Origin of the sequence: Belliella filtrata (assembly GCF_022549775.1) — a bacterium.
GTDB lineage: Bacteria > Bacteroidota > Bacteroidia > Cytophagales > Cyclobacteriaceae > Belliella > Belliella filtrata.
The window spans coordinates 155,571-169,469 of record NZ_JAKZGP010000001.1 but is presented as its reverse complement, the minus strand read 5'-3'; the positions used below and the strand labels follow the sequence as shown (position 1 = coordinate 169,469).

Sequence of the window (13,899 nt, the reverse complement as noted above, 5' to 3'; positions counted from 1 at the left end):
TTGTGGGCAGAATTGGTTAAGATCTTAGTAATTACCAATCATCATCAGACTACTTGAATGAGTTTATTTTGTCAACTCCAAGGGTAGAGAGTGAATTCGAAACTACTTATAATAGATACTTATGAAAATCTTACTCACTGGAGTTACTGGATATATTGCACAGCGTTTACTTCCAGAGTTGATCGAAAATGGCCATACCGTGGTGTGTTGCGTGAGAGATAGCAGTAGATTCAATCTCAAGAAATATGATTCTCCAAACATTACAGTAATCGAGGTGGACTTTTTGAAGCAAGATAGCCTAAAGTATATCCCCAATGATATAGATTTGGCGTACTACCTGATACATTCCATGTCTACTCAAAGTGGGAATTTTGGAGACCTGGAAGAAACCTGTGCCAAGAATTTCAAAGAGCGTATCGAAACAACAAATGCCAAGCAGGTTATTTATCTCAGTGGAATCAGTAACTCGGAGGAATTGTCAAAGCACCTTTCTTCCAGAAAAAAAGTAGAGACCATACTTACTAGCGAAAAGTATGCGCTTACTACACTCAAGGCGGGTATTATCGTGGGTTCAGGGAGCGCATCTTTCGAGATCATCAGAGACTTGGTAGAAAAGCTACCCGTTATGATTGCGCCACGCTGGCTCAAGACCAAATGCCAGCCTATTGCTATCAGAAATGTTATTGAGTTTTTGGTAGGTGTGATCGACAAAAGTGAAACGTTCAACAAGGATTATGATATCGGTGGACCTGATATCTTGACTTACAAAGAGATGCTTCTACGTTTTGCTAAAGTTAGAGGACTAAAAAGACGTATCGGTATAGTGCCAGTAATGAGTCCTACGATTTCCTCCTATTGGTTGTATTTCATTACGTCTACTTCTTATTCTCTGGCCAAGAATCTGGTGAACAGTATGAAAGTAGAGGTGGTCTGTGAGCCAAACGACCTCGCATCTACGCTTGAAATCAAGCTTCTGGGTTATGATAAAGCGATCCAATTGGCATTTGACAAAATCGAACAGAATCAAGTCACTTCAAGTTGGAAAGATGCTCAGACCAGTGAACTTTTCAAAAGTGGCTTTTCTAAATTTGTCGAAGTTCCTACCAATGGTTGCTTCAAAGATACCCGGTCGCTTCCTTTAGAGGATAGCTTGACATCTCTTGACAAAATCTGGAAAATTGGAGGTAAGACGGGTTGGTATTACGGTACGGCACTTTGGAAGCTTCGTGGATTTATAGATCAAATATTCGGAGGTGTTGGAATGAGAAGAGGTAGAAGAAGTGACACCGAGATATTTACTGGCGATGCCTTAGACTTTTGGAGAGTAATGATAGCGGATAGAGAAGAGCAAAGACTTCTTCTTTATGCCGAGATGAAGCTTCCGGGAGAAGCATGGCTTGAGTTTAAAATTGACAAAGACAACATACTTACTCAGACTGCCACTTTCCGACCCATTGGCTTGTATGGAAGGTTGTATTGGTATGCTGTATTACCCTTTCATGGTTTTATTTTTAGAGGAATGATCAATCAGCTTGCAGCACCAATGACTAGTAAAGCTGTAAAAAAGGCTCAAAAATGAATGTGAATGCAACAATATAGGAAATATAAACTATATTTGATTGTTATCCATATTAGAATTTGATTGCGAAACATAGCTTTTATTGATACCGAAATAGAGCCAAAAAGTGGCAAAATCCTAGACATCGGTTGTGTCAAGGATGATATTGCTTTTTTTCATAGAAACGCTTTACCAGATCTTATAGAGTTTCTCAAGGGAACAATGTTTGTTTGTGGTCATAATTTTTTTAGACATGATCTCAAGTACCTCAATAATACCCTCCTTAAAGCTTCCATCAAGCAGGAAAATATCATCGATACTTTATTTTTATCTCCTTTGCTTTTCCCCAAAAACCCCTACCATGCATTACTTAAAGATGATAAGCTTCAAACAGATGAATTGAACAATCCGCTTAATGATGCTCAAAAGACTAAAGATTTATTTCACGATGAGATTGCAGCATTTGCTCAATTGGACGATTTGCTCAAACAGATTTTTTATTTGCTGCTTTGTGACCAAGTAGAGTTTCAAGGGTTTTTTCGCTTTTTTTCCTTAAAATGGGAAAATTCCGATGTTGAAAGTTTAATTCGACGAAGGTTCAAGGGTGAATTTTGTATGGATGCAGATTTGGGTAGCATGATTATCAATAGTCCTATTGAGCTTGCCTATTGCTTATCTTTAATTAATGCTTTCTTACAAGATGCTAACATAGTCTCTATTACTCCACCATGGGTCTTGAAAAACTATCCACAAGTAGAGCAGCACTTGTTTCGGCTGAGAAGCAAGCCTTGCGTAAGTGGGTGTTCCTATTGTGACAGTGTGCTAGACCCGCAAAAAGGGTTGAAGAGGTTTTTTGGTTTTGATAACTATAGAACTTATGGCGGTGAACCATTGCAAGAAATGGCTGTGAAATCAGCCATAGATCATAAGTCTATCTTAGCCATATTTCCGACAGGTGGCGGCAAATCTATTACATTTCAAGTTCCAGCATTGATGAGTGGCGAAGTCTCAAAGGCATTGACGATAGTGATATCGCCCCTTCAATCACTGATGAAAGATCAAGTTGATAACCTAGAAAAACTAGGGATTACTCAAGCTGTCACAATCAATGGATTGCTAGACCCGATCGAAAGGGCGCAGTCTTTCGAAAGGGTTGAAAAAGGTTCCGCATCAATACTATACATATCTCCAGAATCTCTTCGCTCCAAAACGATTGAGCGATTGATATTGGGGAGAATAGTGGCTCGATTCGTTATAGATGAGGCTCATTGTTTTTCTTCTTGGGGGCAAGATTTCAGAGTAGATTATTTGTATATAGGTGATTTTATCAAGGCCATACAAGACAAGAAAAACCTAGCAGATGGGATACCAGTTTCATGTTTTACAGCGACAGCTAAGCAAAAAGTAATAGAGGATATTAGACAATACTTTAAAGAAAAGTTAGATTTAGACCTTGAAGTATTCACCTCGAAAGTTGCTAGAACGAACCTTCACTATAAAGTTTTTCAAAAAGTCACTGAAGAAGAAAAGTATCAAGCCCTACGCGATTTGATCGATGATAAAAATCGACCTGCAATAGTCTACGTATCGCGTACGAGAAAAGCGTATTTATTGGCAGAGAGGTTAAGCAAAGATGGCTTTAATGCTAGGCCGTACCACGGCAAAATGGATAAACATGAAAAGTCTGAAAACCAAAATGCTTTTATCAATGGGGATATTCAAATCATGGTGGCGACTTCAGCCTTCGGTATGGGTGTGGATAAGAAGGATGTGGGTATGGTCGTACATTATGAGATTTCTGATTCACTTGAAAATTATGTGCAAGAAGCTGGTCGGGCAGGAAGAGATGAAAGAATTGAAGCGGAATGTTTTGTGCTATTCAATGAAGAAGACCTTAGTAAACATTTTATCTTGCTGAATCAGACAAAGCTTTCTATCAAAGAGATACAACAAGTCTGGAAGGCGATAAAGGATATCACGAAGTTTCGTTCTTCAGTATCAAATTCAGCCTTGGAAATAGCAAGAAAGGCAGGATGGGATGATAGTGTAATGGAGATAGAAACAAGAGTAACTACAGCAATAGCAGCACTCGAAGAGGCAGGTTATTTGAAAAGAGGGCAGAACATGCCGCGTGTTTTTGCAAATAGTATACTCTCCAAAAATGCGCAAGAAGCGATTGAAAAGATTAATGGCTCTGAAAGGTTCTTGGGAAATCAAAAGGAAAAAGCGACAAGGATTATCAAGAAGCTTTTCTCAAGTAAAAGTAGAAAGCAATCTAATGAAGAGGAGCCCGAGACGAGGATAGACTATATCAGCGATCACCTAGGTATAGTCAAAGAAGAAGTGATTAATATCATCAACCTACTCAGGGAAGAGGAAATTCTTGCTGATGCAAAAGATTTGACAGCCTTCATTCGTAGGGGTGATCAAAAAAATAAGTCACTAAGTGTTTTAGAGACATATTGTAAAATAGAGAAATTTTTATTACCCTTTTTGGAGCTGCAAGAAAAAGTATTTCATATCAAAGCACTCAATGAAAGTGCCGAAGAATACGGGATACATGATGTCTCACCCAACAAAATCAAAACCATTGTTAACTTTTGGGCAATCAAAAATGCTATCAAAAGCAAAGGCTTGGATTCAAAAAATCATGTAGCAATTTGCGCATTGTTTCCTCAAAGCGTATTGAAAGAAAAGGTAGAAAGAAGGCATCTTTTGGCTAAATTTATTGTTGATTTTCTTTTTGAGAAAAGTTCGTTTTCTGTTTCGAATCAGGAAATTGACAGGGAGCAGGTTTTGGTGGAATTTTCAGTACATGAACTCAAAAATGCTTATGATAGGAGTATGGATATGTTTAAGGTTTTCATTTCGTTGGACGATGTGGAGGATGCATTATTCTTCCTTTCGAGAATTGAAGCACTAAAAATTGAAGGTGGATTTCTTGTAGTATACAACAGACTGACCATAGAAAGGACAGAGCAAAATAATAAAAAGCAATACACCAAAGACGACTATCAAAAGCTCTTTCAATTCTACGAAAACAAAGTACAACAGATTCATATCGTTGGTGAATATGCCAATAGGATGATCAAGGATTATAAAAATGCGTTGCAGTTTGTGGAAGATTATTTCCAGCTTAATTTCTATTCTTTTCTCAACAAGTACTTCAAAGGAAGCCGCCAGCATGAGATCAAAAGAAATATAACTCCAGCTAAGTTCAAGCAGCTTTTTGGTGGGCTATCACCTACACAATTGAAAATAATAAATGATAAAGAGACTAAACATATTGTAGTGGCTGCTGGTCCAGGAAGTGGAAAGACCAGGGTCCTGGTTCATAAGCTTGCTTCTTTATTATTGATGGAAGATGTGAAGCACGAGCAGCTTCTTATGATTACATTTTCTAGAGCCGCAGCGAGTGAGTTCAAACGTCGCTTGTTAAAGTTGATTGGAAATGCTGCCAACTTTATCGAGATCAAGACCTTTCATGCTTATTGTTTTGACCTGTTGGGAAGAGTGGGTAGCCTAGACAAGTCTGGTGATATCATAAAGAGAACTATTCAAAAAATAAGATCAAGTGAAGTGGAGGCTAGCCGAATTACAAAGACAGTGTTGGTAATCGATGAAGCGCAAGACATGGATCCAGATGAATATGATCTGGTCACTGCATTGATGGAGCAAAATGAAGAGATGAGGGTAATTGCAGTGGGTGATGATGATCAGAATATCTTTGAGTTCAGAGGCGCTAGTTCTAAAAATCTTGAGAATTTCATACATATCAATGGAGCTGTCAAACATGAGCTGGTAGAAAATTACAGGAGCAAAGCCAATATTGTAGATTACACAAATCAATTTGTTCAGGGAATTTCTCAAAGGCTGAAAAGCACTCCAATTATAGCGACGCAGAGAGAGAATGGTAAGATCAAAATAGTACAGCACCAGGAAGGTTGCTTGATTTCTCCACTTGTGCAAGATATAATGGAGACAGGACTTACTGGTACTACTTGCGTGCTCACCAGAACCAATGATGAAGCTCTTCAAGTGACTGGTTTGTTATTGAAGCATGATATCCAAGCAAAGCTTATCCAAAGCAATGAAGGTTTCAATTTATACAATCTTTATGAAGTCAGGTTTTTTCTAGAACAATTGCACCTGAATGATGAGTTGTATATTATCAGTGATCAAGTTTGGTTACAAGCAAAACGAGCTTCTGTAAAAAGATTTCGTCAAAGCAATAAATTGGATATTTTAGGGAATATCATAAAAACATTTGAAGCTAGCAATCCAAAAATCAGGTATAAATCAGATCTTGAAGTATTCATTAGAGAGTCAAACTTAGAAGATTTTTATAGCGAAAATGGAGAAGTGATATTCGTATCTACCATACATAAATCCAAAGGGAAGGAGTTTGACAACGTTTTTTTGATGTTGCAGAATCACAATCCCGCTACGAATGAAGCAAAAAGGCTTCTATACGTAGCTATGACACGAGCAAAAAATAGCCTGACAATTCACACAAATACAAATTTCCTAGAAAATATTGCTACCGAAAATTTAGAATTAGTACATTATTTTGAAAAGCACTTGCCTCCAAAAGAAATAACCATACACCTTTCCTTTAAAGATATTTGGTTGAGCTATTTTATAGGAAGGCAAGACCTGATTGCTTTGTTGACGAGTGGTGAAAAGTTAAGGATTGGAAAAGATGGATGTATGGATCATAAGGGTAATTCTATACTTAAATTTTCAAAGAGGTTTTCTCAAAAATTAGTTGAAATGAAATCCAAGGGTTATGATTTAAGAAGAGCAAAGGTCAATTTTATAGTTTATTGGAAAAATGAAGAACAGAATGAGTTGAAAGTTATTCTCCCAGAATTGTATTTTGAGAGGGTATAATTAATCCATTTTAGAAAATTCCGAAATCAGGCTATAAAGTCTGATATTGTCGAACCCTTACTTTCAAATACTTACTCTTATAGCCATTCAGGTATTCAAATTCTCATGTATTCTTGTAAAAGGCTTGATGTAAAATAGCATAATTAGAATCACCCTTAACAAACTAAAATAATGACTGATATTTACATAGCAGATAAGACGATTGGCAGAAATAGTAATTTACCCAAAGGGGAGTATGAAAACTGTACTTTCAATCAATGTGACTTTTCCGAAATGGATCTTTCTGGCTATATTTTCTCAGACTGTGTTTTTCAGCATTGTAACTTTACTATGGTTAAGCTACACAAAACAGCCCTTCGTGATGTGGTTTTCAAGGAGTCGAAGCTTTTAGGGGTGAGGTTTGACACCTGTGATCCTTTTGGAATAGGTTTTCAATTTGAGAATTGCCAATTGAACCACGCTTCTTTTTACAGGATCAAACTGAAGAATACCCAATTCAATAACTCTTCCTTGGTTGAAGTCGATTTTGTTGAAGCTGACCTGACAGGATCCAAATTTGATAATTGTAACCTTTCTCAGGCGGTTTTTGACCGTACGATTCTGGAGCAAGTAGATTTGCGTACCTCATCAGGTTTTTCCATTGATCCAGAAAATAACCGAATTAAAAAAGCCAAATTCTCACTATCCAATATCGCTGGTCTTCTAGACAAATATGATATTCATATTGAAAATTCATAGCGATTAAAGCCTTGAGCAACTGGCTTTTCACAAATGACCAGACATGTGAAGAACAAGTGAGGATTTTACTTTTAAGTGAAGGAAAAAATAGCCAATTTAGTGTTCTAAAGCATGTTATTCACTTTTTCAGTACGCTTACCTAAAGGGAAATTTGAAAGATTTCTATTGTCTTGAGGTCGATTTTGGTGCATTGTAAGTAAATTGTATCTGATTGTTTTTCTCAAACACCTTACACCCAAACCTACAAATAACCATGAAACCACACTTTGGCTTATTATGCTCAATCATGCTACTTTCTCATTTTATTTTGGGCTGTGGCCCTAGAGAGAGGGATGATCAAGATTCAATTGTAAGAACCAATTCTGGCCAGGTTTCTGGTCTTCTTCATGAAGATGTTTATGCCTTCAAGGGTATTCCGTATGCAAAAGCAGATCGATTTATGCCACCTCAAGATCCAGATTCATGGGATGAGGTTCTTGAGTGCCACGATTTCGGCCCTGTGGCTAAGCAAATTGTAGCTTGGATTCCAGATTCAACGCAAAGTGAGAAAGAACTTTTCAGCCTAAATGTATGGACTCAAGGAATCAATGATGGTAAGAAGCGCCCAGTAATGCTGTGGCTACATGGTGGTGGGTTTTTTGTAGGGAGTAGCAATGATCCCATGACTTACGGTGAAGCCCTGGCCAAAAAAGGAGACATAGTAGTCGTGTCAGTCAATCACAGATTGAATATTTTAGGATTTTTGGACCTTTCAGCTTGTGGGGATAAATATGCCCAATCAGCCAATGTAGGTATGCTTGATATAGTCAAGGCACTAAATTGGATTCAAGATAATATTGAAGGGTTCGGAGGCAACCCTGCAGATGTGACCATAGTGGGAGAGTCTGGAGGTGGAGGAAAAGTAGGTACGATTATGAATATGCCTTCTGCTAAGGGTACTTTCCACAAAGCTATCATACAAAGTGGAACCTTGATCAATACCATGACCAAGGAAAAGTCACAAACGTTAGGCTTAGCAGTACTTGAAGAATTGGGACTGACACCTGAAGATGTAGAAAAGATACAGACTGTACCTTATACCGATTTGGTAAAGGCGGGAAATGATGCCGTGGCAAAGATTTCAGGTCCACGAGTTCCTGGATCGCCTACTATGTTTGGTTTTGCTCCTTCAGCGGATGGGGAAATTTTACTCCAACAACCTTTTAGCCCTGGTTTTGCAAGTATTTCAAAAGAAATTCCTGTAATGATTGGCTCTACGCTGAACGAACTTAAGCCGACAGCCTATGGAGAAAAGAACCTTACTCTGGAAGAGGCTAAAGAGCGATTACAAAAAACTTATGGTGATAAAACAGACGAATATATAACACGGTTTGCAGAAGCATATCCTGATTATACTCCGCAAGACCTATTATCTGTAGATGATGTATTCAGACCATATACGATCCGTACTGCGGATGCCAGGGCAGCAGAGTCCAGTGCACCATTGTACGTATATTTTTTAGCTTGGAAAAGTGGTGTAGAAGATTCATCCAAAGGCTCATTTCATGGCTTAGATATTCCATTGGCATTCAATACGGTCGATTTAAGAGCTGATTGGACGGGAGATACCCCAGAGGCTTGGGATCTTGCAGACAAAATGAGTTCTGCTTGGATCAATTTTGTGAAATCTGTAAACCCAAATGTCGATGGCATTTTGCCAAAGTGGGATGTTTATACTCAAGAAAATGGTGTCACGATGTATTTTGACAACGAATCCAAAATCGTCAATCATCATGATAGGGCATTGATGACGCTAATTAAACCTAAAGAAACTATCTTCGTGAAGTCAGAGGATTAGTCTTTAGGTAAAGTTAAATGAAAAATAAATTTGCATTCGTCTATACATGTTGCTTGTTTATAAGCATTGGTCTTTCACATGCCCAAGTAGCATACAACTTAGAAAATGAAATTCCCTACTACAGCCAAGAGCAAGTAGAGGGAGATGCGTACAAGGAGTCTATGTGTGTTTTGGACTTTTATTATCCTACCAATGTAGAGAATTTTCCTACCATAGTTTGGTTTCATGGTGGAGGATTAACGAGCGGCTATCGAGAGATTCCAGAATATTTGAAAGACAAAGGAGTGGCTGTGGTAGGAGTAGGTTATCGCCTTTCTCCAAATGTAAAAGCAGAAGAAGCTATAAAAGATGCAGCTACAGCTACTGCATGGGTATTTGAGAATATAGAGCGGTATGGAGGCAATTCCTCATTGATCTTTGTGTCAGGGATGTCGGCAGGAGGATATCTTAGCTATATGATCGGTTTGGACAAAAAGTACCTTGCTACCCATCAAATTGATGCAAACAAAATTGCTGGATTGATACCATTTTCTGGTCAAGCGATTACTCATTTTGCTATTCGCGAAGAATCAGGGATTCCAGAAGCTCAACCAATCATTGATGAGTTGGCACCTTTGTACCATGTAAGAGCAGATGCACCACCACTTTTGATTCTCACGGGAGACAGGGAGTTAGAACTTCTAGGAAGATACGAAGAAAATGCTTACCTGATGAGAATGATGAAAGTGGTAGGGCACAATCAAGTTCGCTTATATGAATTAGATGGATCCGACCATGGTCAGATGATGTACCCTGGCCTTCCACTTCTCCTTCGAGAGGTTAAATCTCTGACCAAAGAAATATTGAAAAAGTAATTTGACAATAATTTTTGATTTTTTGATTGAGATCAATTCAATTTTGTGAATTTCATTTTTTCAACAAAATTTTTGTAAAAATGAGCATATTTTCGATCAAATACACTAGTCAAATCAAGCTACTACAGCTTGCTGACATTACTTTTAATAGCATGACAATAGCTGATATACCCGAGCATTTCTATAGTAATGAAGGATGCGATAGGTTTGACAAATCGGCTTTCAGAAATATACTATTGGAAAAATTATCCTTACAATTTGAGAGTAATGTGCTAAAGCTGATGATTTTTACGCCAAAAGACCAACAGTCTCCATCTGATAGTTTTGCCTTTCTGGCAAATCAAAAAATTGTAGCAATGCATATACCCAATTCCAGGAATTTCAAGCTATGGATGGATGACATTTTTAAAAGAAGCTACAAAGAGCTTGAAGAAGACCGTGCAGATGGCATTTTTGAACGCCAGCCGGAACTTAACCCCAATCCGCAATTTTTATTAGAATTAGGCAGGGGCAATTTTTCTATAAAAAGGGCTAATTCAGGAATGTTATTTGACGAAAAACCTTATGAAAACACCGGAGCTTATCTTCACAAAAAAGCACCTGCCAAATATAACCAAGCCGCATTGCGCAATCAGAAAGACCAATTCATCAAGCCTTACACTAAACCCAATAGAGAAGTAGTAAATGCTGAAACCTTGAGCCTGTTGTTTCATCAGCTTGTTCAAGCTAAAAACCTACTTCCAAATGCACCTGAAGGCAACCAAAAATTGTATGACGACCCCAACTGGAAGCTGGAAGACTTAACAGGTAACAACCAAGCCAATGGCTACAAAAGCGTTGGTGTATATACCAACCCTTCTTGGGTACCGTTTTACAGTACTGGTGGCGGTAATTTTTATGCAATAGATTATGCTCCGGGTGTTCAAGGAAAATCGGGACAAATCATTGCTTTTGGTTCCGATGAGGTTAGAATTCGCTTTATCGCAGACTCGATGGAAGTATTCTTACAACAACTCACTTTATAAAATAGTAACATATAGCATTCGTATTTCAACGTTAAAGTTCAAAACATGTACCGATACATAGCTATACTAATTATAGCCATTCAGACCTCAATAAGCATTTCTTGTATGGTTCAAAAGCAACTGCAAGAGCCATTTTACATCGAAAATGAAAAAGGTCAAGCAATATTAAAACTTCATCGAGATGGAAAAGTCTTCGCAGAGGACAGGGAAGTAGCCGTTTTGAAGTCAAATGATGAATTATATGATTTGAATGATCAAATGATATATACGCTCAATGAAAATGGGAAAGTGATAGACTCTGATGGTATTCAAATTATGGAGATTTTACCAGATGGAACAGCTACAAACAATAAGGGACAAATTTTCAAATGGTCGAAGTCAGGTAAAATCACTATATACACTGATAAAGCCTATAGTTTGAACCCAAATAACCCCAAATCTTATCAAGCGGCTAGCTTGCTTTTAACCTTAAACAATAATTTTTCAGAAAATCATACAATCCAAAATCTATTTCCTATGACACGTTTTATAAAATCAATGGCAAAGGCCTATGTGAAGTCTGGTAATTACGGAGGCTCTACTCAACACGAAATTTTTCCTACGGTATATAATTATTCTTTTTTTGATGGCGAAACCTCGTCTAAAAATGAAGAATTTCAATCCATTCTCAACCTTTATCTTCAACATACAAAAGTAAACAATAGTGTAACCTTACAAGAATACTTAACACATTTATATAACAACAACACCGAAAAACTACAGGAAATCCACAGTCTAAACCAAGACCAAGATAAGGTAGAAATGGGAAACAGTCACCAAACACTTGCCTCACTATTTTTTGTAGATGATGAGGCTGGAACAGTTTTAAAAATTAATCATTACTTGGCAAAGCTAAGTTGGGACGAACACACCACAAATCTCAATAAATTTTTACAAGAGAATGCAAAGCATTTCAGTAGCCAAATACCTGACGAATTTTATACTAAATACTATGGAAGATGAAGCAATTAACTTGTCTGTTGGCTGCCTTAGTTTTTATTTCCATTGGTGGATTCAGCGGATGTGCACCACAAACAGAAACAACTAAAAACACAACAATGGACTGCAAAAAGACCAAGTAATTTTAGAAGTAGCATTAACACCGTGCAAACCTGGAAGCAACGCCTATGCCTACACCGTTTATACCGATGGGCGTATTGCCCTGCTCGGCCAAATCTATAGCATAGCCGGTTATCAACTTTCAGTCGAACAATTAGAAGAAATTCATTCTAAATTGGCAACCATAAATTTCAACAAATTAAATGATGAAAAAAATAGTGTTCCACCACCACCAGAAGTACACGATGGACGATCAAAAATATTAAATGCATATCAAAATGGAAAGTTCTACCGGCTGATTTACCAATTAGGTGACGAACCTGTTCCCAGTGAAATAAATGATTTTCATAGCTATTTTTAGCATTGATAACAACTGCGGATAGCCAAAAAAATATCAAATCAACAACATCAGCTTTACCAATGAATAAGCAGTTAAAATCTCTTCAAATTTCACATATAGAATTAGAACATACCAACCCTACGATGGGTCCTTACCAGAGAATAAATACAATCAGACTTAGCAATACTGCTGAAACAGCAGGTGAAATCAATCAGTTTTTAAATGAAGCTATCGTCAACAATTCCATTCCTCTTTCAGAATTTATAGCTGATTATCGATCAAAAGACTTAGATAAATTAAAGAAGGTCTTTGAAAGTTTTAAAACAAAAAAAGAGTTGAATGACGGAGAACAAATTTCAAACTTGACCTTCTATTTTTTTGACACTACAAAACCACTGATTCTCAATGATGTGTATAGAAAGCACTTCATGACCGATTTTTATGGAAAATTTACACAATATTTGGTTGAAAATGGCACCATAACAGAATCGGGAACTTCTATTGAAAGCCTGAAACCTATTAATACAGATGAGGATGATGAAAAGACTAACTAAGAACACTCATTTTAATTTTGTATGGCTTCTTTTATTGCCGGCAATGGTAATCAGTTGTAGCAATCCTGATCCTGTTCCAATTGATTTTTACTATTGGAAAAGTGAATTTAGTATCAATTCAACTGAGAAGGAGACCTTTGAAGCACTTCAATCCAATAAACTCTACATTCGGCTCTTTGACGTGGATAAATTAAATGCAACACCCGAGCCCAAAGGAATAATTCGTTCTTTCGATTCAGATGTGCTACAGGCAGAATATGTCCCTGTAGTTTTCATTACAAACAAGGTGTTTCAGGGTGTTTCCCATGATGATAATAAAAAATTGGCGGCTGATATATGGGCTTTGGTCAATGATATTCTTTCCAAAAACAAACACGTAAGTTTTGATGAATTACAGATAGACTGTGATTGGACACAAAGTACCAAAAGGGCATTTTTTAACTTTTTGGAACAGTTAAAAGGGGTTTCTCAAAAGAAAATTACCAGCACGTTGCGATTGCATCAAGCGAAGGACAAAGAATTGATGGGCATCCCACCTGTAGACAAGGTCTACTTGATGGCTTATGCTACTTCCAGTCCAGTGGAAGATTCAGACTTGAACTCTATTTTAGATAGTAATTTACTTCAAAATTATTTACAGACCATCAATGATTATCCATTGGAATTTGATATTGCACTACCTCTTTATTCTTGGGGAATTATCACCAATCATTTGGGAAAGAAAAAGCTGATCAACGGTGTAAGCCATCAGGATTTGGAAGGGAAAGAATATCGAAAGTTAGGTGCGGGCATCTATGAAATTCAAAAAGATGTATTTTTGCGAGGAATCTGGCTCAACAAAGGATTTGTCGTCAAAGTGGAAATGATATCCCCGGAATTGCTTGGAGAAACTAAATCATACCTGAGAAAAACAATAAAACGCCCGTATGGCATCGTTTACTACCACTTAGACAGCTTGTTTACACATAGGTTTTCTGTGGATGAATTGAAGTGATAAAAAAG

General features: G+C 37.4%; 9 protein-coding genes. All 9 read left to right on the top strand.

Going from position 1 to position 13,899, the window contains the following annotated elements; translation table 11 throughout:
- Positions 1-121 precede the first annotated feature (121 nt).
- Positions 122-1,579, top strand: a complete 1,458-nt coding sequence (locus MM239_RS00705; protein WP_241345840.1) for an SDR family oxidoreductase — start codon at positions 122-124, stop codon at positions 1,577-1,579.
- Positions 1,580-1,642: 63 nt separating this feature from the next.
- Positions 1,643-6,451: a RecQ family ATP-dependent DNA helicase gene (locus MM239_RS00700; protein WP_241345839.1), complete on the top strand. Its 4,809-nt coding sequence runs from the start codon at positions 1,643-1,645 to the stop codon at positions 6,449-6,451.
- A 171-nt stretch (positions 6,452-6,622) separates the two neighbouring features.
- Positions 6,623-7,189, top strand: coding sequence for a pentapeptide repeat-containing protein (locus MM239_RS00695; RefSeq protein ID WP_241345838.1), 567 nt, complete (start codon positions 6,623-6,625; stop codon positions 7,187-7,189).
- A gap of 253 nt (positions 7,190-7,442) precedes the next feature.
- Positions 7,443-9,026 (top strand): carboxylesterase/lipase family protein, encoded by a 1,584-nt coding sequence (locus MM239_RS00690; protein ID WP_241345837.1) that lies wholly within the window; start codon positions 7,443-7,445, stop codon positions 9,024-9,026.
- 17 nt (positions 9,027-9,043) lie between these two features.
- The gene (locus tag MM239_RS00685; RefSeq protein ID WP_241345836.1) at positions 9,044-9,880 is read left to right on the top strand and encodes an alpha/beta hydrolase; all 837 of its coding nucleotides are present in this window, start codon (positions 9,044-9,046) and stop codon (positions 9,878-9,880) included.
- Between the two features lie 80 nt (positions 9,881-9,960).
- The gene (locus MM239_RS00680) at positions 9,961-10,905 is read left to right on the top strand and encodes an SMI1/KNR4 family protein (protein ID WP_241345835.1); all 945 of its coding nucleotides are present in this window, start codon (positions 9,961-9,963) and stop codon (positions 10,903-10,905) included.
- Between the two features lie 45 nt (positions 10,906-10,950).
- Positions 10,951-11,907 (top strand): hypothetical protein, encoded by a 957-nt coding sequence (locus MM239_RS00675; protein ID WP_241345834.1) that lies wholly within the window; start codon positions 10,951-10,953, stop codon positions 11,905-11,907.
- Between the two features lie 516 nt (positions 11,908-12,423).
- Entirely contained in the window at positions 12,424-12,897 is a 474-nt protein-coding gene (locus tag MM239_RS00670) for a hypothetical protein (protein ID WP_241345833.1), read from the top strand.
- A complete protein-coding gene (locus tag MM239_RS00665; protein WP_241345832.1) occupies positions 12,878-13,891 on the top strand; it encodes a hypothetical protein in 1,014 nt (337 codons plus the stop codon). Before MM239_RS00670 ends, MM239_RS00665 begins: the two co-directional genes overlap by 20 nt.
- Positions 13,892-13,899 lie beyond the last annotated feature (8 nt).